This is a genomic window from Wenyingzhuangia sp. IMCC45574 (assembly GCF_054182685.1).
Map to the genome: position 1 here is coordinate 1,523,162 of NZ_CM135169.1, position 25,078 is coordinate 1,548,239.

General features: G+C 33.9%; 16 protein-coding genes. 5 read left to right on the forward strand and 11 right to left on the reverse strand.

Annotated features, from left to right (window positions below; translation table 11 throughout):
* Positions 1–18 precede the first annotated feature (18 nt).
* Positions 19–1,512: an arylsulfatase gene (locus tag ACXHHC_RS06400; RefSeq protein ID WP_458228805.1), complete on the reverse strand. Its 1,494-nt coding sequence runs from the start codon at positions 1,510–1,512 to the stop codon at positions 19–21.
* Positions 1,513–1,794: 282 nt separating this feature from the next.
* Between ACXHHC_RS06400 and ACXHHC_RS06405 the strand changes: the two genes are divergently transcribed.
* Both ACXHHC_RS06405 and ACXHHC_RS06410 read left to right on the forward strand, forming a co-directional pair.
* Complete coding sequence (locus ACXHHC_RS06405; protein WP_458228806.1) at positions 1,795–3,081, forward strand: hypothetical protein; 1,287 nt, start codon at positions 1,795–1,797, stop codon at positions 3,079–3,081.
* Between the two features lie 223 nt (positions 3,082–3,304).
* Positions 3,305–4,702, forward strand: coding sequence for a glycoside hydrolase family 30 protein (locus ACXHHC_RS06410; RefSeq protein WP_458228807.1), 1,398 nt, complete (start codon positions 3,305–3,307; stop codon positions 4,700–4,702).
* Between the two features lie 559 nt (positions 4,703–5,261).
* On the opposite strand, the gene ACXHHC_RS06415 is transcribed toward ACXHHC_RS06410, so the two are convergent.
* From ACXHHC_RS06415 to ACXHHC_RS06435, 5 genes are all read right to left on the reverse strand, one after another.
* Positions 5,262–6,533, reverse strand: coding sequence for an adenylosuccinate synthase (locus ACXHHC_RS06415; RefSeq protein WP_458228808.1), 1,272 nt, complete (start codon positions 6,531–6,533; stop codon positions 5,262–5,264).
* Positions 6,534–6,554: 21 nt separating this feature from the next.
* The gene (locus tag ACXHHC_RS06420) at positions 6,555–6,995 is read right to left on the reverse strand and encodes a Fur family transcriptional regulator (protein WP_458228809.1); all 441 of its coding nucleotides are present in this window, start codon (positions 6,993–6,995) and stop codon (positions 6,555–6,557) included.
* 79 nt (positions 6,996–7,074) lie between these two features.
* A complete protein-coding gene (locus tag ACXHHC_RS06425; protein WP_458228810.1) occupies positions 7,075–9,279 on the reverse strand; it encodes a RelA/SpoT family protein in 2,205 nt (734 codons plus the stop codon).
* A 99-nt stretch (positions 9,280–9,378) separates the two neighbouring features.
* On the reverse strand, positions 9,379–10,623 hold the full coding sequence (locus ACXHHC_RS06430) for a M48 family metallopeptidase (RefSeq protein ID WP_458228811.1): 1,245 nt from the start codon (positions 10,621–10,623) through the stop codon (positions 9,379–9,381).
* Complete coding sequence (locus ACXHHC_RS06435) at positions 10,624–11,421, reverse strand: TrmH family RNA methyltransferase (protein WP_458228812.1); 798 nt, start codon at positions 11,419–11,421, stop codon at positions 10,624–10,626.
* 87 nt (positions 11,422–11,508) lie between these two features.
* Here ACXHHC_RS06435 and ACXHHC_RS06440 point away from each other — a divergent pair, with 87 nt between their 5' ends.
* Complete coding sequence (locus tag ACXHHC_RS06440) at positions 11,509–12,147, forward strand: hypothetical protein (RefSeq protein WP_458228813.1); 639 nt, start codon at positions 11,509–11,511, stop codon at positions 12,145–12,147.
* A gap of 1 nt (position 12,148) precedes the next feature.
* On the opposite strand, the gene ACXHHC_RS06445 is transcribed toward ACXHHC_RS06440, so the two are convergent.
* The gene (locus ACXHHC_RS06445) at positions 12,149–12,952 is read right to left on the reverse strand and encodes an HAD family hydrolase (RefSeq protein WP_458228814.1); all 804 of its coding nucleotides are present in this window, start codon (positions 12,950–12,952) and stop codon (positions 12,149–12,151) included.
* A gap of 220 nt (positions 12,953–13,172) precedes the next feature.
* Here ACXHHC_RS06445 and dnaB point away from each other — a divergent pair, with 220 nt between their 5' ends.
* Both dnaB and ACXHHC_RS06455 read left to right on the forward strand, forming a co-directional pair.
* Positions 13,173–14,702, forward strand: a complete 1,530-nt coding sequence (dnaB, locus tag ACXHHC_RS06450; protein WP_458228815.1) for a replicative DNA helicase — start codon at positions 13,173–13,175, stop codon at positions 14,700–14,702.
* Between the two features lie 158 nt (positions 14,703–14,860).
* On the forward strand, positions 14,861–15,763 hold the full coding sequence (locus tag ACXHHC_RS06455; protein ID WP_458228816.1) for a peptidoglycan DD-metalloendopeptidase family protein: 903 nt from the start codon (positions 14,861–14,863) through the stop codon (positions 15,761–15,763).
* A gap of 1 nt (position 15,764) precedes the next feature.
* On the opposite strand, the gene ACXHHC_RS06460 is transcribed toward ACXHHC_RS06455, so the two are convergent.
* From ACXHHC_RS06460 to rpoB, 4 genes are all read right to left on the reverse strand, one after another.
* On the reverse strand, positions 15,765–16,310 hold the full coding sequence (locus tag ACXHHC_RS06460; RefSeq protein ID WP_458228817.1) for a phosphatase PAP2 family protein: 546 nt from the start codon (positions 16,308–16,310) through the stop codon (positions 15,765–15,767).
* Positions 16,297–16,608 carry a DUF3467 domain-containing protein gene (locus tag ACXHHC_RS06465; RefSeq protein ID WP_458228818.1) on the reverse strand — a complete coding sequence of 104 codons (312 nt, stop codon included), beginning with the start codon at positions 16,606–16,608 and terminating at the stop codon, positions 16,297–16,299. The genes ACXHHC_RS06460 and ACXHHC_RS06465 overlap by 14 nt, the downstream gene beginning before the upstream one ends.
* Positions 16,609–16,713: 105 nt before the next feature.
* Complete coding sequence (gene rpoC, locus ACXHHC_RS06470; RefSeq protein WP_458228819.1) at positions 16,714–20,997, reverse strand: DNA-directed RNA polymerase subunit beta'; 4,284 nt, start codon at positions 20,995–20,997, stop codon at positions 16,714–16,716.
* Positions 20,998–21,143: 146 nt separating this feature from the next.
* Entirely contained in the window at positions 21,144–24,956 is a 3,813-nt protein-coding gene (gene rpoB / locus ACXHHC_RS06475; RefSeq protein ID WP_458228820.1) for a DNA-directed RNA polymerase subunit beta, read from the reverse strand.
* Positions 24,957–25,078: the final 122 nt, after the last annotated feature.

The window sequence follows — 25,078 nt, forward strand, 5'->3', positions numbered from 1 at the left end:
GCTTTGATTGCTAACTTTCTAGTTCAAAGGGTTCCAATACGGAATCCCTTTTTTCTTAGCCTCTTTATATAATTTTACATAAGGAGCATCCCCTTTCCATGTTCTATTTTCGTTTATTAAAAAAGGCAGTGTTTGCTCCCACCAAAGATGATATTGCTTTAAAAGCTTTTTGGCTACCTCTGGATGTTCACTAATGACATTATGATCTTCTTTGGGGTCATTTTCTATATCGAATAACTTATTTCCTGTAACCAATCTCCATTTTTGAGTACGCACTCCCCACCTTGCATCTCTTACAGGAGCAACTCCTGGCTTCCATCTTCCTACTGTGTGATATAGAATTCTATCCTCCCACTCTGCTTTTGGATTTTGTAATAAAGGAACTAAGGAACGGCCTTCTAACTCTTGAATATTGTTAGGAATTTTTGTCCCTGTTAATTCACAAAAAGTTTTATATAAATCTATGTGAGCTGTTAAAGCTTTTACATCTACATTCTCTTGTAGTTTGCCTTTCCAGAACCAAAAACAAGGAACATGTCCACCACCTTCTTGCGGACTCCCTTTACCTGTTTTAAACCCTGCATTAAAAATATCGCTTCCTCCATTTTTCTTTGTAACACCATTATCTGTTGTAAAAATGATTAAGGTATTATCTAAAGCCCCAGCATCAGTCAAACGCTTCATTAATTTCCCAAAATTATCATCAATATTTTCTATCATTGCAAAATAGTTGACAATGCTTTCTACCTTTATTTTTGGATATTTCTTCAGTTTTTGTTTTAAATTAGGATAACGCTCTTTTATCCTATCTATATTTTCCTGTTTTGCAAAATTTGGTGCATGAGGAGTATTGGTAGCTAAATAAGTAAAAAACGGTTTCTTTTGCTCTATGTTTTTCTTCATAAAAGACCATGCTGCATCAAAAAAAACGTCTGTACAATACCCTTTTGTTCTTACAACTTCCTCATTATGTAATAAAACATTATTAAAATACCTTAGCTTATCCTTTTCCTTATTCTCTGGAAAATCTGCACAACTTCCAGGGTAAAACTGTCCTATTCCTCCGGCTCCATGAATTAAAGACTCTGTAAACCCTCTTTGCATAGGTCGGTACTCTTTTATATCCCCTAAATGCCACTTTCCAAATATACCTGTTCTATATCCTGCTTTTTTCAATAACTCTGGAAACAAAGTTGCTTCTATATCTAACAACTCCCTTTCTCTCACCGTTCCTGTAACACCGTTTCTAAACTCATGCCTTCCACTCATAATAGCCGATCTTGTTGGGGAACAGGTTGGACTTACATGAAAATCTGTAAATCTTGTTGACTTTTTAGCAAATGCATCTATGTTTGGTGTCTCCAAATAAGGATGACCCGTATATGATAAATGCTGACCCTGATCATCTGTCATTATCAACAAAATACTAGGTTTCGTATTTTTTAATTTTTGAGCACGTGTAGAAAGTGAATTCAACGCAAATAGGATTGCTATTACAATAGCTTTTCTCATTAGGATTTATTTGTTTGTTTGAACAATGTACTACAATACTAATTACTTAATTATTTGATTTGTTGCACATAAGGTTTTACAAATCTTAAAAAAGGCTATCCCCCCCTAACTTTAAGAACATCATCTCCTTTTATTGTTTAACTATTTACTCTAGAAGACAAATTCCAAACACAATTTTAATCTTACTAAAGCGTTTATAAAACTTAAGTACGATTGTACAAACAAGTATTTTTTTGTAGTTTCATTCTTAAAAACAAAATCAAAAACCCCGATTTATTCAACATGAAAAACACCTTATTTTTTCTTTCTATTTTCTGCCTAAACATAAGTTTTGCTCAAACCAATGAAGAGATTGCCGGAGTTTATATAAAAAAAGCAGATAGAGAATTTACCTCAAATAATATTTCGGATGCTGAAAAGCACTTTAACAAAGCAGTAATACTATTAGATACTATTAAAAACGAAGAAGTAGACCGATTGGGAACTCTTATAAACTTTAGGTTGGGTAATCTAATGGTAGCTCAACAGTATGCGAAACATTACTTTAAAATTTCTTCTAAAAAGGATTCTTTAAAATACGAGCAACAGCTTGAACTTTATGTAACTATAGAAGAAAAACTAGACAGCATTAGTAAAGTGAATGAGGCACAAAGATTAGCTCAGATTGCTAGAAATAAAGAGTTAAAACGTATTGATTCTTTAAAAATGGTTTGGAAAAAACAAGCCAATCGACTCACACTTGATATAGAGAAAGTACTTCCTTTTGATAAGAATGGTTTTGCTATTTATAAAAAAGGGGATTTTTATGGAATTCTATCCGACAATGGAAGTATTATAATACCCGCAGACACCTACAAAGATGTAAAGTCTTTTGATGGTTATACTTTACTTTTAGATCAGGAACAAAATCCCTACGAAATTTTATGTTTTAACGCTAAAACTAAAGAAAGTTTTAAACTTCCAGAATTAAATCAATTCAACAAAATAGCTACGCATTTTGAACATGTTTCTTTGCCCAGAGGTAATGGGAAACTAATAACGTACCCAAACAACAGTACAAAAACTTTAGTATACGATTTAAACACCAAAAGTATTGAAGTACAGAACTACGATAAAGACTTTCTAAAGTCCTTAAAAAAAGAAGATAAAATATCATCATACAAAGAAGGATTGGTAAAAATAAATAAAGTGTGGTATTATTTTGGAGGAGCAATAGCTCCAGGAATTTATACGCTTTACCAACAAGAAACTTCTAAATTTTACGGTTATTTATTTCACTTTGATGGTAGAGTTGTTGCCAAAGATGAGTTTGGATACTTTGGAACACTGCATAAAAATAAAATTCAAGCAAAAAACAAAGATCAAAACATTTGGTTAAACACCAATGTACAATCTACTGAAGCACCAGAAAATGAATCTGGAAACTACTCAGGTAAAACAAAAGTCTTACAACTACAAAACGGAAAAATTCAGTTTAAACAAGACAAAATAATCATACTAGGTGATAAGACATTAGACTCTTTAAACGACTTTTTATTAAACAACAATGTTGCTAGAGAAGATTTATAACCTTACACACTAAAAACCAATCATATATAATGACAGCTTTCTAAGCTGTCATTTTTTATTTAAAACCCCTACTGAACCTCAGCTATCATTGTACAACCTAAGGTTCAGTACAAATCGATTAGTGTTTAAATTATCTATTGCCCAAAAACAATTAAATACAAGCTAAATTGCAAGTAGAAAATCCACCTAAAACTAAAATATAATTTTTAACATCTATATGATTATGATTAGAAAGAAAGCAATAATAATGCTAGCATTTGCTTTTTCAGCATCTCTTTTTTCACAAGAAAAACTAGCTGTAAAAGTATGGGCAACAAAATTAGAACAAGGAAATAAATCACCTATCTATGAAGTAAATCAAAATCAGCCCAAAGCAAAAGGGAATTGGAAAAATCTAATTTACCTTAAGCCAGAGGTTGAATTCCAAACCATAGAGGGTATTGGAGGAGCTTTTAATGAAAATGGTGGTGAAGCATTGCTATCACTAGATAAAAAAGGTCAAAAAGAAGTATTAGAGAACTTGTTTTCTAAAGAAAAAGGAGCTTTTACGTTTTGTAGAACTGCTATTGGGGCAAGTGACTTTGGACTTGATGCTTATAGCTATTCTAATGTTCCAAACGATTACAAAATGAAACACTTCTCTATTAATAGAGATAAAAAATACGTGCTTCCTTATTTAAAAGGTGCTGTAGCTATTAATAAAGATCTTACCATTTTTGCATCTCCTTGGAGTCCACCCGCATGGATGAAACAAAACGAGTCTATGACCGGTTTGACGAAGAAACCAAATACCATGAAAACAGACAAGAAAATCATGGCTGCATATGCTTTGTACTTTGCTAAGTACGTAAAGGCTTATGCTAAAGAAGGAGTTACCATAGATAGAATCTGTATTCAGAATGAAAACGATGCAAATACCAAATACACCAGTAACGCATTTAGAGCAAAAGAAATGGTGGCATTTGCCAATGAATTTATGATTCCTCAATTCAAAAAAAGTAAGTTAAAAACAGGAATCTATGCAGGAACTTTAAGAGCTTCTGACCAAATGGACTTGATGGATTTTACACAATTACAAGACATTGAAGGTATAGATGGTGTCGGAATTCAATACACTAGCTCTGTTATCTTAAACGATGCAACTAGACTGGTTCCTGGTTTAAAAATGTTCCACACAGAAGGTAGGTGTTACAATGGTAAAAATACTACCGAACAAGCAATGACTCGTTTAGACGAAGTTGCTGGGTATATCAACGCAGGATGTACAGCTTACAGCTACTGGAATATGGTTTTAAACGAGACCACTAAAAGTGCTTGGGACTGGCCTCAAAACTCGTTAATCAACATTAACAGAACGACTAAAGAAGTAGTTTACAATCCTGATTACAATGCTATGTACATCATTAGTAAATTCATTCAACCAGGTGATAAACGAATTGCAGCACTAAACAGGGGGAGTTACCCTATGATTGCTGTAAAAGCACCAAATGGAGATATCAAAGTACTGATTCAAAATCCAAATGAAAAAGCTACTAGTTTTAAACTAGAAATGGATGGTAAAGAAGCACAAAAAGTAATTATTCCAGGGAATGAAATTGTTGCTTTGTTGATTAAACACTAAGTTCTTTCTTTTACAAAATTACAAAGCCTAGACCTTTTAATTGTCTAGGCTTTTTTTGTTCTTTATGATATTCAATATAAAATCAATTAACAGTACTAAACTAAGAAGAGAAATTGAGGCTAACCAACACCAATAACCATTTAAATATCCAGTGATATAATCTATCTCACCACTTTCACTGAGTATAATCTCATCCAAACTCATAAAAGACAAAGCCAAAGCTGTAGCGATTATTTATAACATCAGAGCCAATCTTTTCTTCTTTGATTTGAGATACAAAATCAAAGAAATTATAAATAATGGATTAGCCAACCATATAAGTCCTTTAATATCTGAATTTAACCACCCCAACAAAAAGGCAATCAACCCATATGAACCAACTGAAGGTTCATTATACACTAAGTAACATTCTTGGAAAAGTGAACTTAGGTAAACTAGGCTGATAATAATTCCAATAATTGTTTTTAACTTCTTATTCATAGGTTAAATATACATCTCTAAAACCAAAAAAGCTCAGGTTTTCACCTGAGCTTTTTAGTAGTATCTTATATTTTAATTCTTACATTAAAATTGTTTGCTTTCTATCTGGTCCTACAGAAACAATAGAAATCTTAATTCCAGTTTCTTTCTCAATAAAGTCAACATAATCGTTTAACTCTTGTGGGAACTGATCTTTAGAATCCATTTCTGTTAAATCCGCTTTCCAACCTTTTAATTCTGTGTAGATTGGTTTTACGTTTTCTGGCTCAATATTGTATGGGAAATGTTTAATAACCTCTCCTTTATATTCGTAAGCTGTACACACTTTTAACGTTTCAAAACCAGACAATACATCTGCTTTCATCATGTTTAACTGTGTAACTCCGTTTACCTGACAAGCATACTTTAACGCTACCATATCTAACCATCCACATCTTCTTGGACGACCAGTTGTAGCACCAAATTCATGTCCTACTTTTGCCATAGTAGCTCCGTCCTCATCAAACAATTCAGTAGGGAAAGGTCCAGAACCTACACGCGTAGTATATGCTTTAAAGATTCCGTAAACTTCTCCAATTTGGTTAGGAGCAACTCCTAAACCTGTACAAGCTCCAGCAGCAGTGGTGTTAGAAGATGTTACAAATGGATACGTTCCAAAATCAACATCTAATAAAGAACCTTGTGCTCCTTCTGCTAAAATCTTTTTATCTGCTTTAATAGCTTGGTGTAAATACTCCTCACTATCAATAAAAGTCAATTCTTTTAATTTCTCTACACTCTTAAAGAAACAGTCTCTTAACTCATCTAAGTTGTACTCTAAATCCACACCATAAAAATCAATCATTTTTATGTGTTTCTGAGTTAACTTTTCAAAAATTTCTTTCCAGTTGTCCAACTCCAAATCTCCAACACGCATTCCGTTACGTCCTGTTTTGTCCATGTAAGTTGGTCCAATACCTTTTAAGGTAGATCCTATTTTATCTTTACCTTTTGCTTTCTCAGAAGCCGCATCTAACAATCGGTGCGTAGGTAAAATTAAGTGTGCTTTTCTAGAAATTAACAACACTTTTTTAAAGTCTACATCAAATTTAGACAAACCGTCTAATTCGTTGTTAAAAATTACTGGGTCTATAACCACTCCGTTTCCAACGACATTAAGTGCTTCTTTGTGGAATATTCCAGAAGGAATAGTGTGTAACACATGTTTGTGCCCATCAAAAATTAATGTGTGTCCTGCATTAGGCCCTCCTTGAAAACGAGATATTAAGTTATAATTCTGAGTTAATACGTCAACTATCTTTCCCTTACCTTCATCTCCCCACTGCAATCCTAATAATAAATCTACCGCCATCTTACTATTAAATGTATATTTCTATTTTTCTTTACGTTTTCCGTAGAAATACAGCGAATGCTTGTCTATTTCTACTCCAAAAACATCTTCTATGGTTTTTTTGATGGTCTGAATTCTTGGGTCACAAAACTCAATTACTTCTCCATCATCCAAAATTAAATGATCGTGCTGTTTGTCGAAAAAACTCTTTTCGTAATGTGCTTGGTTTTGTCCAAACTGATGTCTTCTTACCAAACCACACTCTAACAATAGTTCTATTGTATTGTAAAGCGTAGCTCTACTTACACGATACTTCTTGTTTTTCATATTGATGTACAAAGACTCAATATCAAAATGTTCTTCCAAATCGTAAATTTCCTGCAAGATTGCAAAACGCTCAGGCGTTTTACGATGTTTGTTAGTTTCTAAAAACTTTACAAACACATTCTTAACGGTTTCTTGATTTTTCTGTTTAGTATCCATAACTAATGTTGTTTAAAAACAGCAAGGTGCAAATTTAACTTTTATTTTGTATCGATTCTACAAAAGAATTGTTTTTTTTCTAAATTATACGCTTTACTTTGGTTACCCCTTTAATTTCTTGTAATTGATTGATTACCTTGGTTAATTTTGTTTTGTTTGGAATGGTAATTGTCACCTGTCCTTCAAACAGACTTCCATCTCCATTTATACTTAGATTATTAATATTTACATTATTGTTATTAGAAATAATCTTAGTAATGCTCCCCAAAATTCCTTGTTCGTCTTCTCCTTTTATGCTAAGCGTTACTTTATATTCTTGCTTGGTAGAATCTACCCAAGTAGCTTTCATAATCCTATATCCGTAGTTGGACTGTAAGCTTATGGCATTAGGACAATTATTTTTATGAATTTTTATTCCCTCATTAATGGTTAAAAACCCAAATACCTTATCTCCAGGAATAGGGTTACAACATTTTGCATAAGTGTATTCTAACTTTTCATTGTCATTACCAAACAACAAGGTATCGTAATTGGTATTAATTTCCTCTTTTTTAACAATCTTAGCTGGGTCTGACTTGGTACGTCTAAATAACTTAGCAAAAGTACTGGTACGTTGATTTACAAAATTTCGTATTTGAGCATTGTCTATCGTTCCGACTCCTATTCTGTAAAACAAATCGAACGTAGTTTTTAACTTAAAGAAAGAAACCATTGCTCCTAAGTTTTTATCAGAAGGGTCTAACTTTAAATGTCTTAATTTACGTCTTAAAATTTCTTTACCTTCCTCGGCAACTTTCTTCTCTTCCTCTTTTAAGGCTGCTCTAATTTTAGCTCTTGCTCTTGCTGTAACTACAAAAGTCAACCATCTTTCAGACGGTTTTTGGTTTTCAGAAGTCATTACCTCTATCTGATCTCCACTATTTAAAACCCTATCTAAAGGAGTTAATTTACCATTTACTTTTACTCCTCTACATTTTAATCCTACATCTGTATGCACGCTAAAGGCAAAATCTAAAGCAGAAGATCCTTTGGGCAAGGATTTAATATCCCCTTTGGGAGTAAACACATAAATTTCTTTTGAGTATAGATTTAGTTTAAAATCTTCTACAAAATCTACAGCACTATTAGAACTATGATTTTCTAATGTGTCTTTTAATTTATTTAACCAATCCTCTAAACCACTTTCAGTTACATTTCCTTGTTTGTACTTAAAGTGAGCCGCATATCCTTTTTCTGCAATCTCGTTCATTCTTCTAGAACGCACCTGAACCTCTACCCATCGTCCTTCTGGGCCCATTACCGTAATGTGCAATGCTTCGTAACCCGTTGTTTTAGGCTGAGAAATCCAATCTCTTAATCTACTTGGGTTTGGACGGTAATTGTCGGTTACAATCGAATAAATTTTCCATGCATCAAACTTTTCATCTTCTTTAGGATCGTAAATAATTCGAATGGCAAACTTATCGTATACTTCTTCGTAACGAACACCTTGAGATCTCATTTTCTTTCTAATAGAGAAAATAGACTTTGTTCTACCCTTTATCTCAAAACTAAAATTTTGCGCTCTTAAACGATCGCTAATTTTAGAAGAAAAGTTGTCTATATAGTCTAACTGATTGTCTTTGTTTGCAATTATCTTTTCTTCAATATCCTTATAAACTTCTGGCTCGGTATACTTTAACCCTAAATCTTCTAGTTCAGTTTTTATATTAAAGAGCCCTAATCTATGTGCTAAAGGTGCGTAGATATATAAGGTCTCCGATGCAATTCTAACCTGTTTATGAGAAGGCATAGCTCCCAAGGTTTGCATGTTATGGTAACGATCTGCAATTTTTATTAAAATTACACGAACATCATCATTCAACGTTAATAGCATTTTACGGAAATTCTCTGCCTGAATAGAAACCATTTGATCCTTACTCATACGAGAGATCTTAGTTAGGCCGTTTACAATTTTGGCAATTTTCTCACCAAACAAACGTTCCATATCTTCTATGGTATAGTCAGTATCCTCTACCACATCGTGTAACAATGCAGCTGCAATAGAAATGGCTCCCAGACCAATCTCCGAAGCAACAATTTTTGCAACAGCGATTGGATGGTAAATGTAAGGTTCTCCAGACTTTCTTCGTTGCTCGCTATGAGCCTCTACCGCAACATCAAAAGCTTTCCGTATCAGCTTCTTATCACCCTCGGACAAATGCTGATAACTGTCTTTTAATAAATCTTTATACCTGCGCGATATTTCTTTATTCTCTAGCTCTGTATCAATTACGTATCCCATATAACAGTAGTAGTTTTTAAAACAAAAATTACTGATAACTATCCAATTGAAGTCATCAGTAAATTTCTATGTTCCTGTTATTAAATATAGTGATTTTCTCTAAGAATTACGAGGATTTTTTAAATTCAAAACTCTCTGTAACAAGGTAGGATGTGAATAATTAAAAAACACATTCCATTTGTGTGGTGTTAAATTGCTCAAACTATTCTTAGACAGTTTTTTAAGCGATGTTATTAAGGGTTCGCTTGCATAGGTTTCTTTGGCAAAATTATCCGCTTGGTATTCAAATTTCCTAGACATGATATTCATAAACAAACCTGTTGCTTCAGAAATAGGACTATATAAAATCCCAAAAGCCAACAATCCTATATGAAAACTACTCTTTTCTACATTAAAAGCCTTTGCCAATATAGGATTCCCCAACAAAGCTCCCATAATATATAGAGTTAGCCCTGTTAAACATAAAGACAGCAATAAATTATAAATTGTATGTTTTCTTTTGTAATGTCCAACTTCGTGTGCAAAAACGGCTACAATTTCTTCTTCCGATAAATCGTTGATTAGTGTATCGTATAGAACAATTCTTTTGTTAGGCCCAAATCCCGTAAAATACGCATTGGCTTTGGTACTTCTTTTAGAACCATCAATAACGTATATATTGCTTAATTTAAATCCTTGTTTTTTTGCATATACCTCTAATTTGGTTCTTAAACCTCCTTCTTCTAATGGAGTTTGTTTGTTAAATAACGGAACTATTAAATTAGAGTAGAACATGGTCATAAATAATGAAAATACAGAGAATATAACCCATGTATAAAACCAAAAATTATTCCCCATTTTTAAATACAACCAAGTAACCAAATACAACATAAGCCCCCCTATAATGGCAGACATAAAAGCACTTTTAATTTTATCTGTCCAAAATATTTTTTTGGTGCTTTTGTTAAAACCATATTTCTGTTCTATCACAAAAGTGTGATAATAATCAAAAGGTACTTGTACCAACGAAACAGCCAAACCAATAATCCCCATAAATACTAAGCTCTGAAAAATAACATGGTTTGTTATTTGTAAACTTACCTGCTCTACAAAAGCAACTCCTCCAAGTACAAAAAACAACAAAGTAGTGGCAATAGAAAAAATACCCGAAAAAGTTAAAAACTTATATTTTTCTAGTTTGTATTGTTGTGATTTTTGATAGGCTTCAGTATCGTATACATCGTTTAACTCTTCTGGAACGGGATCGTTAAAATGTTTCGCATTTACATAACCGATGAGTTCTTCTTTTAAATAGGAAATCAATAAAATGGCTATAATAATTATAAAAAGTAGGTTCCCTGACATCTATTTAAATTTTCTTTGTCTTTTAGCTTCATACATTAAAACGCCAGCAGCAACAGACACGTTCATAGAGTCTATTTTTCCTAACATTGGAATGATAATTTTTTTGTTTGCTTGCTCCAACCAATCCTCACTTAAACCTACAGCTTCTGTACCCACAACAATTGCGGTAGCCTTGGTAAAATCTTGTTCGTGATAATATTCTGAGTCTTCTTTTAGCGCAGCAGCGTAGGTATCAATTTTTTGTTTTTGAAGATACAATAAAATTTCCTGAGTCGTTCCTGTTACCACCTGATTTGTGAATAAACATCCTACACTAGAACGTACAATATTTGGGTTGAATAAATCTGTTTTAGGATTTGCTATTAACACAGCATCTATGTTTGCAGCATCTGCAGTTCGTAACATAGCTCCTATATTCCCTGGTTTTTCTGGAGCTTCTGCAACTAAAATTAAAGGAGTTTCTGTGTTAAAATGCAAGCTGTCTAATGTAAGATTTTTCTCTTTTACAACTGCAAGCACCCCTTCTGTAGAACCTCTATAAGCTACTTTTTCATACACCTCTTTACTAACTTCTATATACTCCTCTGCATTTAGAGATAATACATCAAAATCTTTGGGTAGTATATCGGTATAGTAAACCAATTGTTTTAACTCAAAACCTCCCTCTAGTGCAAGCGATACTTCTCTTCTTCCTTCTACAATAAAAGTCTTTGTTTGTTTTCTATTTTTAGATTTCTCACTTAATGCAACTAAAGACTTTACCCAACTATTTTGTACACTACTAATTTGCTTATGCATTGACCCATTGAATTGAGCTACAAAAATACATTTTTAATTCCTCTTTAGTTTGGTTTGATTTTTGAAAAAGATTTAAAAAAACATCCTATGATTAAAAAAATACTTTTTATTGTTTTACTTATATCAGTACAATCAAACGCTCAAATAATTTGTGAAGATGCAAGAGGTAATTTAGATTTTTCCTCTAATAGCAATCACTATTCTGCAACTCTAGAAGACGACATTTTTAATGATTTTACTTTTACCGATAGTAACAAAAACAAATTAACGCTTAATAAAGAATATGTATTAAAATACTATCCAAATATTCTAAAAAACAAAAAGGTTAAAACACTATTCTTTAAGTCCCTTATTAGAGAACATAAACGTACACACAATATTAAAATGTCTTATGAAGTAGATATTTTTGATAAAGAAATTATTAAGGATTTAAACACCAAAGAAAAAACAGTAAGCTATACCGATATCTTTGATAATGAAGTCTATGAAATTAGTTCACATCATACCAATGAAATCTTTAAGAAAAATAAAAAAGGGGAAATTGAATATGAGTACAATTCTTTTGAAGCCACTCTTGAGATTGGATTCAAAAACTATTGGACCTATGAAGATAACACAGGAAACGAGTTTACCTTTAGCCCTAAAGCTTGGAAAAAATTAATCACGCGTTTTGGAAATAGTGAGCATGTATTCTTTTACCTCCTTCATGAATATACTGACGAATAATTTAAAATTCTCCAATTAATTTTTCTATTACTGCCTCTACCCCATTTTCATCGTTAGAAGACGTACCGTAATTGGCTATTTCTTTTACTTTGGGATGTGCGTTTTCCATTGCAAAACTATACTTAGATTTTTTTAACATCTCTACATCGTTCATATAATCTCCAAAAGCCATAGTTTCAGCCGCTGTAATTCCCATTTCTTCTTGAATTCTCTCTACAGCATTTCCTTTATGATTGGTAGGCAAAGCAATATCTACCCAAAATTCTCCCGATACTTTTACTTGCCATTCTCCTGCATATTTTTCTACATAAGGATAAATATTTGCCTCAGATCCTTCGGAATGATGTATTGCAAGTTTTAATATGTCATCGTCTGGTAACTCATCAAAATTATCTAATAACTCGTACTCACTATAATACTCAGACACTACAGCCTCTAACGCTGGATTTCCTTTTAGATAGTATGCTTTTTTCTTTCCTGCCAACACCAAATAAATTCCCGGAATTTCTTGTGCTACTTTTATAAAGTTTTTGGCATCTTCAGATTTAAAAGCATTTACAAATAACTCTTTGTTGTTAGCAACCACATAAGCTCCGTTTTCTGCAACTACAATAATATCTTCTTTAATAGAACCTAACTTGTCTACAATACTGTAATACTGTCTTCCACTTGCTGCCACAAACTGTATCCCTCTCTCTTTTAAAGCTTTAAATTGTCTAAAAAAAAGTTCGCTCACTTCATGGTCAGAATTCAATAAAGTTCCATCCATATCTGATACAATTAATTTTACCTCTGCTAAGTTCATCCCTATAATTTTTGAAAAAACAAAGATACATCCTTCAATATCAAAACGAATGCACATCTACTTCAAAAAATCATTAAGAAATATTCCATGCAAGTTCATTGTTCACTGAGCTCATTAAAAAGTTATTAACAACCAACCTAAGTTATCAACTCAATTGTCAATTAGTTTTTCTTCCTAATTTTCCCTTTAAATAGATAATATCGATTAAATTTGCTCGTCCATGGAACAGACGAAAAACTTTAAAAAACAAAAGGTAGACGACAGTAAAGTTGTAAACTTAGCACAAGGAAAAATACCACCACAGGCAGTAGATATGGAGGAAGCTGCTCTGGGTGCTATGATGATTGATAAAAAAGGGATAGATGCTGTAATTGATATTTTACATGCAGACGCTTTTTACAAAGAACAACATCAAGCCATTTATGAAGCTATCCATACTTTGTTCCAAAATTCTGAACCAATTGACTTATTAACAGTCTCTAACCAGTTAAAAAAGGATGGAAAGTTAAGTTTTGTAGGAGGTGATTTTTACCTAATTGGTTTAACACAAAAAGTATCTTCTTCTGCCCATATTGAATTCCATGCGCGTATTATTTTACAGAAATACATACAACGACAATTAATTAGCATAAGTAGTGAAATTATAGAGAACTCTTACGATGAAACTGCCGATGTATTTGATTTGTTAGATATGGCAGAAACTAAGTTTTTTGAGGTTACGCAAGGAAACTTAAAGAAAAGCTCCGAAAAATCCGATTCTTTAGTTCGTCAAGCATTAAAGAAGATTGAAGAAATGGGAGGTAAAGAAGGAATGTCTGGACTGCAAACAGGTTTTACCAAATTAGATGCTCTTACCTCTGGTTGGCAACCTTCGGATTTAATTATTATTGCAGCCCGTCCTGGTATGGGAAAAACGGCATTTGTAATTTCCATGGCTAAAAACATGGCTATTGATTTTAATAGTGGTGTTGCTGTTTTCTCTCTAGAGATGTCATCCGTACAGTTAATTACACGTATGATTTCTTCGGAAACAGGACTGTCATCAGAAAAATTAAGAAAAGGAACCTTAGAGCCGCACGAGTGGGAACAGCTGAATATTAAAGTTAAAAACTTAACAGAAGCTCCTATATTTATTGACGATACTCCATCGCTTTCTATTTTCGATTTAAGAGCAAAAGCACGAAGACTAAAGTCTCAGCACGATATCCAAATTATTGTAATTGACTACTTGCAGTTAATGACTGCTGGAGGTGCTGCTAACGGAAACCGTGAACAAGAAATCTCTATGATATCGCGTAACTTAAAAGCATTGGCTAAAGAATTAAACATTCCTGTTATTGCACTTTCTCAGTTATCACGTTCGGTAGAAACTCGTGGTGGTAGTAAACGACCTCTACTTTCTGATTTACGTGAATCTGGAGCGATTGAGCAGGATGCCGATATTGTATCGTTTATTTTCCGTCCTGAATATTATGGTATGACAGAGTGGGATGATGATGATCATTCACCATGTGAGGGACAAGGAGAGTTTATTGTTGCAAAACACCGTAACGGTGGATTGGACAATATCCGTTTAAAATTTACTGGTCATTTAGCAAAATTCTCCGATTTGGAAGAAGATTTTGGAGGACAATTAGAGTCGTCTATGAATAGTAGCTTTAACGAAATTGCAAGCAGTATTACACCTAGCGATGCGTTTGATGCTCCGGTAACACCTGATTCTCCACCAGATGATGACGTGCCATTCTAAAAAAAAAATAAAAACACATACAATCTTAAAGCCTTAATAACGTTTGTTATTGAGGCTTTTTTTACAAGCTTATTGTAAATAGAGGAGTCTAAAAAACAACTATAAAAATAGTTTAAACTATTTTTATAGTTTATATTTGTAGCAAAATTATTTTATTCATGCATTCTATATCTAGTAAACTCTATAGAGGATTTAAAATTTTGAGTTTTGTAATGATCTCAGCCAACCTATATGGTCAACATGCTATTAAGTTTAAAACATTGGATACGCTTTCTTATCCTTTTGATACCATTGTAACTAGTGTAGCTATAAACAACTACACAACTTCTTGGAGTAACACTACATACAATCCGTATAAAAAAAACAGTGTTCAGTTTCCTATACACATCAGCTTTAAAGATTCTTTATACCATTCTCCCATTCCTAGAAAAAAAGTAATTACTTCTAGATATGGTTGGCGAAACAGAAGAGCACATAAAGGTATAGATATAGATTTAATAACCGGAGATAGCGTATTTGCTATCTTACCTGGTAAAATTAGATATGTAAAATACCACTCAGGTCACGGTAAAACAATTGTTGTTAGACACGAAAATGGTTTGGAAACCGTCTATGCACATTTATCTAAGTACCTTGTAAAGGTAAATGATACTGTTAAAAAAGGACAGGTTATTGGTAAAGGTGGAAACACAGGACATTCTACAGGAAGTCATCTACACTTAGAAGTACATTATAAAGGTGTTTCCATAAATCCAGAAATACTTTTTAGTTTTGATGAAAGCAACAAAATAAGACAGCAAAACAACTGGGTTCCTAAATATTGGGCAACCCCTTATTTTCATCGTTCTACCAGGCAGAGCAAAATACAATTGTACGCTTCTAAAAATGAAGCGATTGCAAGCGAGGCCAAAACTAAAATATTCTATACAGTTAAAAGAGGAGATACACTTTCTAGAATTTCACACAAATACAGTGTATCTATAGCTAGTATTTGCAAAACAAACGCTATAAAGCCTAGCAGTGTTATTAAAATAGGGCAAAATTTAGTACTTCTACAATAAGTTAAAAACGATAGTTATAACTAAATAACAAACCATTATCTATCTTTTGAAAAGAAAAAATAGTCGTACTATTTTTATCTTTCTTTCGTGTAAAAAGGTAAGAAGACACTATACCTATAGATGCACCAACTAGTGTATCTTCTATAAAATGTTTGTCAGAATACACTCTACTAAAGCCTGTATAAGAAGCTACTAAATATGCTGGCACACCATAGCCCCAACCATAACGTTTTTGAAGATAAGCTGCTGCCTGAAAAGTAGCTGAAGTATGACCCGATGGAAAAGATTTTAAATCTTCTCCATTAGGCCTTCTCTTTTTTATCAGTTCTTTTAATCCTAAGGTAACTACTGTATTTAAGGCAAAACCTTTTGCATACATCTTTAAACCTTCTTTATCTTTTTCTATAAGAGCAACACCCAATATTGCTGCTGGCGATGTGTACAAAGCAACATCTCCAATAGTTTCTATGGTACTTTGCGCTGTTAACTTAGCAGATAAAAAAAGTACTAAAAGGACGATATAATAATCTTGTTTAAGCTTCTCCAACAGGTCCAAAATTAATTGGGTAATCTTGTTGTTCAAACTCCTTAATCTCACCAACCTGGGCTTCAAAACGGTTGATATTATCTATTAAAGCTTGTGCCAATCTTTTGGCGTGTTGTGGCGTTAATATAATTCTAGATTTTACTTTCGCTTTTGGTAAACCTGGCATAATATTTACAAAATCAACTACAAATTCAGAATTAGAATGATTTATAATTGCCAAATTAGAATAAGTTCCCTCCGCCATTTCTGGAGATAATTCTATATTGATATTTCCTTCTTGCTCTTTTGCTTCTTCCATCTTTATGGTGTTTTACTTTCTTGGTGTAATTTACTATTTGTTTTTAACAAAAAAAATCAGCTTCTAAAATTAGAAGCTGATTTTTATATCAAAATGTATTAAAGATTACTCTTCAAAACTTTTTTCTATTTCATCTTTAGGACCAACAACCATATTGTTGTAGATTCTCATACCTGTACCAGCAGGAATCTTCTTACCAACAATAACGTTTTCTTTTAATCCTTCTAAGTAATCAATCTTACCGCTAACAGCAGCTTCGTTTAATACTTTAGTAGTTTCCTGGAACGATGCAGCAGAAATAAACGACTTCGTTTGAAGTGAAGCTCTTGTAATACCTTGTAAGATTTGCTCAGCAGTAGCTGGTCTTGCATCTCTTGCTTGGATCAATGCTTTGTCTTCACGTTTCAACCTAGAGTTTTCATCTCTTAACTGACGAGCAGAAATCATCTGACCATCTTTGTAAGTTTCAGAATCTCCAGCATCTTCAACCATCTTCATTCCGTAAATATCATCGTTCTTCTCAATAAAGTCATTCTTATGTACTAATGAGTTCTCTAAGAATAAAGTATCTCCAGAATCAATAATTCTTACTTTACGCATCATCTGACGTACAATTACCTCAAAATGCTTATCGTTAATTTTTACCCCTTGTAAACGGTATACCTCTTGGATTTCGTTTACAATGTACTCTTGTACTTTAGAAGGACCTTGAATTCTTAAGATATCTTCTGGAGTAGTAGAACCATCAGATAAAGGCATACCTGCTTTTACATAATCATTCTCTTGTACTAAGATTTGGTTAGATAACTTAATTAAGTATTTCTTAATGTCTCCAAACTTAGACTCTACAATAATCTCACGGTTACCACGCTTAATCTTACCAAAAGTAACAACTCCATCAGTTTCAGCAACAACAGCAGGGTTAGAAGGGTTACGTGCTTCGAATAATTCTGTTACACGTGGTAAACCTCCTGTAATATCCCCAGCCTTACCAGACTTACGAGGAATCTTAACTAAAATTTTACCAGCTTCTATAGCTTCTCCGTCTTCTACCATTAAGTGTGCTCCTAAAGGTAATGAGTAAGAACGTAAAGTTTCTCCCGATGCATCTTTAATTAAGATTGCAGGAATCTTCTTTTTATCTTTAGATTCAGTAATTACTTTCTCTTGGAATCCAGTTTGCTCATCAATCTCTACAGCAAAGTTAATTCCTTGCTCTAAATCTTCAAATTCAACTTTACCTCCAAACTTAGAAACAATTACACCGTTAAATGGATCCCACTGACAGATAGCATCTCCTTTGTCTATTGTATCTTTACCTTTTACAAAGATGTAAGAACCATAAGGAATTACAGTAGTACTTAATACAGTTCCAATCTTATCATCTAAAATCTTAGCTTCTGCTGTACGAGAAATTACAATCTCTACTGCTTCACCGTTAGGATCTTTTCCTGTTACTGTATCTAAATCATCAATAACTAATTTACCGCTAAACTTAGCAACTAACTTGTTATCTTCTGATACGTTACCTGCTACCCCTCCAACGTGGAATGTACGTAATGTTAACTGTGTTCCTGGTTCCCCTACAGACTGTGCTGCAATTACACCAACAGATTCTCCAATTTGAACTTTGTTCTTAGTAGATAACGATTGTCCGTAACACTTAGCACAAATACCTCTCTTAGATTCACAAGTTAATGGAGAACGTACTTCTACAGAGTCTAATCCAGATTCTTCAATTGCTTGCGCTAATTTTTCTGTAATCTGTACTCCTGCAGAAACAATCACTTCGTGATTAACTGGGTCTTTAACATCGTGTAAAGCCACACGACCAGTAATACGCTCGCTTAATGACTCTACAATCTCATCGTTTTTCTTTAATGGAGAAACTTCTAATCCTCTTAAAGTACCACAGTTGTCTTCGTTAATAATAACGTCTTGAGCAACATCTACCAAACGACGTGTTAAGTATCCTGCATCGGCAGTTTTTAAGGCCGTATCGGCAAGTCCCTTACGGGCACCGTGTGTAGAAATAAAGTACTCTAAAATTGATAAACCTTCCTTAAAGTTCGATAAAATCGGGTTTTCAATAATTTCTCCTCCTGATGCAGTAGATTTTTTAGGCTTTGCCATTAATCCACGCATACCTGTTAACTGACGAATTTGCTCTTTAGATCCACGGGCTCCAGAATCTAACATCATAAATACAGAGTTAAATCCTTGCTTGTCTTCTCTTAAACGCTTCATCGACAATTCTGTCAACTGGTTGTTTGTAGATCCCCAAATATCAATAACCTGGTTGTAACGCTCTTTGTTCGTTAACATACCCATGTTATAGTTTTGGATAATTACATCTACTTCTGCATTTGCATCAGCAATCATTTGCTTCTTCTCAGCAGGAATAATAATATCCCCTAATGAGAATGACAATCCTCCACGGAATGCAAATCCAAATCCTAAGTTCTTAATATCATCTAAGAATTTACCTGTTGTAGGAATATCTGTTGCTTTTAATACTCTAGCAATAATTCCACGTAAAGATTTCTTAGTTAATACTTCGTTAATATATCCTGCTGCTGGTGGAACGTGTTCGTTAAACAATATTCTACCTACAGTAGTTTCAATAATCTTAGTTACTTGCTCTCCGTTTTCATCAATATCTTGAGTTCTAACTTTGATACCAGCATTTAAGTCTATTGCTTTTTCGTTGTATGCAATTGTTACTTCTTCTGGAGAATAGAACGTTAATCCCTGACCTTTTACTGTATAATCTTCATCAGTTACACGTAATTTAGTCATGTAATAAAGTCCTAATACCATATCCTGAGAAGGTACTGCAATAGGTGCTCCGTTGGCAGGGTTCAAAATAGAATGAGACCCTAACAATAACATTTGAGCTTCTAAAATAGCCTCTGGTCCTAATGGTAAGTGAACCGCCATCTGATCCCCATCGAAATCCGCGTTAAAGGCAGAACATACTAATGGGTGTAACTGGATTGCTTTTCCTTCTATTAATTTAGGTTGGAATGCTTGGATACCTAAACGGTGTAACGTAGGGGCACGGTTTAATAAAACTGGGTGTCCTTTAATTACATTTTCTAAAATATCCCAAACAACTGGCTCTTTTTTGTCTATTATTTTCTTAGCAGACTTTACTGTTTTTACAACACCACGCTCAATTAACTTACGAATGATAAATGGTTTGTACAATTCAGCTGCCATATCTTTAGGTAAACCACACTCTGATAATTTCATTGTAGGCCCTACAACAATTACAGAACGAGCAGAATAATCCACACGCTTACCTAATAAGTTTTGACGGAAACGTCCTTGCTTACCTTTTAATGAATCAGATAAAGACTTTAACGGTCTGTTAGATTCAGTTTTTACAGCAGAAGACTTACGTGTGTTATCAAATAATGAATCTACAGATTCTTGTAACATACGTTTTTCGTTACGTAAAATAACATCTGGTGCTTGGATCTCTACCAAACGCTTTAAACGGTTGTTACGGATAATAACACGACGGTACAAGTCATTTAAATCTGAAGTAGCAAAACGACCTCCATCTAATGGTACTAAAGGACGTAATTCTGGTGGAATTACCGGAATTGCCTTTAAGATCATCCAAGAAGGATTGTTATCTCTGTTCTTTTGAGACTCACGGAAAGCTTCTACAACATTTAAACGCTTTAACGCTTCTGTTTTACGTTGCTTAGAAGTTTCTGTATTCGCTTTGTGTCTTAATTCGTATGACAATCCATCTAAATCGATACGATCTAATAACTCAATTAAACACTCAGCTCCCATTTTAGCGATGAATTTATTTGGATCTTCATCATCTAAATAACGGTTCTCTGCAGGAACAGTTTCTAAAATATCTAAGTACTCTTCCTCTGTTAAGAAGTCCATTTTTTGTAATGGAGTTCCGTCTAACTGAGTAGCTGTACCTGGTTGAATTACTACGTATCTTTCGTAGTAAATAATCATATCTAACTTTTTAGATGGTAACCCTAATAAGTATCCCATCTTGTTAGGTAACGATCTAAAGTACCAAATATGTGCAATTGGCACTACTAAATTGATGTGTCCTACTCTATCTCTACGAACTTTTTTCTCAGTTACTTCAACTCCACAACGGTCACAAACAATTCCCTTATATCTAATTCTCTTATACTTACCACAAGCACACTCGTAATCTTTGATAGGTCCAAAGATACGCTCACAGAATAAACCGTCTCTTTCCGGCTTATGTGTACGGTAGTTTATAGTTTCTGGTTTTAAAACTTCACCCGAAGAAGCCTCTAAAATAGACTCTGGTGATGCCAAACCAATAGAAATTTTTTCAAATTTCTTTTGTGTTAGGTTTTTATCGTTATTTCTAGCCATGATTCTTTGTTTTTTTAGTATTTAGTAGTTAGTACAGAGTATTTAGTCTTTGTAGCAATGCTACATGTCTTAAACAATTTTCAACTCAATACTCTATACTCATTACTTTATACTTTTTACTTTGTACTTAAACTTAGTACTTAAAACTACTCTTCTAATCTTACGTCTAATCCTAAACCTTTCAATTCGTGCATTAATACGTTAAAAGATTCTGGTAAACCTGGTTCTGGCATTGGCTCACCTTTTACGATTGCCTCGTAAGTTTTAGCTCTACCAATAACGTCATCAGACTTAACTGTTAATATTTCACGTAAGATACTAGATGCTCCATATGCTTCAAGAGCCCAAACCTCCATTTCTCCAAAACGCTGACCTCCAAACTGAGCTTTACCTCCTAATGGTTGTTGCGTAATTAAAGAGTAAGGTCCAATAGAACGTGCGTGCATCTTATCATCAATCATGTGACCTAACTTAATCATGTAGATAACTCCTACAGATGCTGGTTGGTCAAAACGCTCTCCTGTTCCACCGTCATATAAATAGGTATGTCCAAATCTTGGTACTCCTGCTTCGTCTGTTAAGGCGTTAATTTGGTCTAATTTTGCTCCATCAAAGATTGGTGTTGCATATTTCTGACCTAAGTTTTGTCCTGCCCATCCTAATACAGTTTCGTAAATCTGTCCAATGTTCATACGAGAAGGTACCCCTAGTGGATTTAAGATAATATCTACAGGTGTTCCGTCTTCTAAGAATGGCATTTCTTCTTGACGTACAATACGTGCAACAATACCTTTGTTACCGTGACGTCCTGCCATCTTATCTCCTACTTTTAACTTACGTTTCTTAGCGATGTAAATCTTAGCCAATTTTAATACTCCAGATGGTAATTCATCTCCAATAGTAATAGCGAATTTCTTACGTCTTAAAGATCCTTGTAAGTCACTTACTTTAATCTTATAGTTGTGGATTAATTCTCCTACTAATGCATTGATATGATCATCTGTAGTCCAAGAACCTTTTGTTAAATGCGTAAAGTCTGTTACAGAGTTTAACATTTTTAACGTATACTTCTTTCCTTTAGGGAATACTTCTTCTCCTAAATCGTTTTGTACACCTTGTGATGTTTTACCTGTAATTAATGTAAATAACTTCTCAATTAACGTGTCTTTTAAAGATTCGAAATCGTGAGTAAACTGAGCCTCTAATGCTTCTATTTGCTCTTTATCTCTAACTCTCTTAGACTTATCCTTAACGGCTTTCTTAAATAATTTCTTACCAATTACAACTCCTCTTAATGATGGAGAAGCTTTTAAAGAAGCATCTTTTACATCTCCTGCTTTGTCTCCAAAGATGGCACGTAATAACTTCTCTTCTGGTGTAGGATCAGATTCACCTTTTGGAGTAATCTTACCAATTAAGATATCTCCTGGCTTCACCTCTGCTCCAATACGAATCATTCCGTTTTCATCTAAGTCTTTCGTAGCCTCTTCAGAAACGTTTGGAATATCGTTTGTTAATTCTTCTGCTCCTAATTTTGTATCTCTTACTTCTAATGAGTACTCATCAATATGGATAGAAGTAAATATATCTTCTCTTACAACTCTTTCAGAAATTACAATCGCATCCTCAAAGTTGTATCCTTGCCAAGGCATAAAGGCAACCTTCATGTTACGTCCTAAAGCTAGCTCCCCTTTTTGAGTTGCATACCCTTCACATAACACTTGTCCTTCTTCTACTGTATCTCCTACACGAACGATAGGCTTTAAGTTAATAGAAGTTCCTTGGTTTGTTTTTCTAAACTTAATTAAGTCGTATGTTACTTCATTAGAATCGAAACTTACAGCATCTTCATCTTCTGTTCTTTCGTAACGAATTACAATCTTATTTGCATCTACGTAGATTACTTCTCCTGCTCCTTCAGCATTCATTAAGATTCTTGAATCTTTAGCAACTCTACGCTCTAATCCTGTACCTACAATTGGAGACTCTGGACGTAATAATGGAACGGCCTGTCTCATCATGTTAGATCCCATCAATGCACGGTTGGCATCATCATGCTCTAAGAAAGGAATTAAAGATGCAGAAATAGATGCAATCTGGTTTGGAGAAACGTCCATGTAGTCTATCTCTTGTGGATTAGATACAGGGAAATCTCCTTCCTCTCTTGCAATTACTTTCTCTGGCATAATCTCTCCTCCATCTCCAATAGCAATGTTAGATTGTGCAAACTTCATTCCTTCTTCTTCCTCAGCACTTAAATACTTAGGCTCATCAATTTCGTTTACTTTACCGTCTGTAACTTTTCTATATGGAGTTTCAATAAATCCTAAGTTATTTACTTTTGCATATACAGCTAAAGAAGAAATCAATCCAATGTTTGGTCCTTCCGGAGTTTCAATTGGACACAAACGACCGTAGTGAGTATAGTGAACATCTCGAACCTCGAATCCTGCTCTCTCTCTAGATAAACCTCCAGGTCCTAAAGCTGATAAACGACGTTTGTGTGTAATCTCTGCTAATGGGTTTGTTTGATCCATAAACTGAGACAACTGGTTGGTTCCAAAGAAAGAGTTGATTACCGAAGATAAAGTCTTCGCATTGATCAAGTCAATCGGTGTAAATACCTCGTTATCACGAACGTTCATTCTTTCTCTAATGGTACGAGCCATACGAGATAAACCAACACCAAATTGTGCAGCTAATTGCTCACCTACAGTACGAACACGTCTGTTAGATAAGTGGTCAATATCATCAATCTCTGCTTTAGAGTTTACCAACTCTATTAAGTTCTTGATAATAGTGATAATATCGTTCTTAGTTAAAACTTTTTCATCTAAAGATTCGTTAAGTCCTAACTTCTTGTTCATTCTAAAACGTCCTACTTCACCTAAGTTGTAACGTTGCTCAGAGAAGAATAATTTTTCAATAATTCCTCTTGCAGTTTCCTCATCTGGCGGCTCAGCATTACGTAATTGTCTATAAATATGCTCTACAGCTTCTTTTTCAGAGTTTGTAGGGTCTTTTTGTAATGTGTTGTGGATAATTGCGTAATCTGCAGACTCATTATCCTCTTTATGTAATAAAATTGTTTTTACACCAGTATCAACAATCTCATCAATGTGCTCTTTTTCTAAAATAGTATCACGGTCGAATACAATTTCGTTACGCTCAATAGATACAACTTCTCCAGTATCTTCGTCTACGAAATCCTCAAACCATGTTCTTAAAACACGAGCAGCTAATTTACGTCCTAATACTTTCTTTAATCCAGACTTAGAAACTTTTACTTCTTCTGCTAAGTTAAAGATCTCTAAAATGTCCTTATCTCTCTCAAATCCAATTGCACGGAATAAAGTAGTAACAGGTAATTTCTTCTTTCTATCAATATAAGCATACATCACTTGATTGATATCGGTAGCGAATTCAATCCAAGATCCTTTAAAAGGAATTACTCTTGCTGAATATAATTTTGTACCGTTTGCATGGAACGACTGTCCAAAGAATACCCCAGGAGAACGGTGTAACTGAGAAACGATTACACGCTCAGCACCATTTATAATAAACGTACCAGAGTTTGTCATGTAAGGAATAGTTCCTAAGTAAACGTCTTGTACAATTGTTTCGAAATCCTCATGTTCAGGATCCGTACAATATAATTTTAATCTCGCTTTTAAAGGTAAACTGTATGTCAATCCTCTTTCAATACATTCTTGTAGTGAATATCTTGGAGGATCCACAAAATAATCTAAAAACTCTAACACAAAGTTGTTACGAGTGTCAGTAATAGGGAAATTGTCCATAAAGGTTTTATACAAACCTTCATTACTTCTTTCATCAGCTTTAGTTTTCAACTGGAAAAAGTCTTGGAAAGACTTAATCTGAATATCTAAAAAGTCCGGATATTCTGTACTTAATTTAGCTGAGGCAAAGTTAACTCTTGTATTATTTTTCGTTGCCAAAGGTGAAAAAATTTAAGTGTGAATTAATAATTCTAATTTCTTTTTGTAGCTTTTTTTGGGTGCGTTAAAAAAAGAAAGTATTTAACGCAAAAAATGGTTTAGGTCTTCCCCAATGGGAAAGA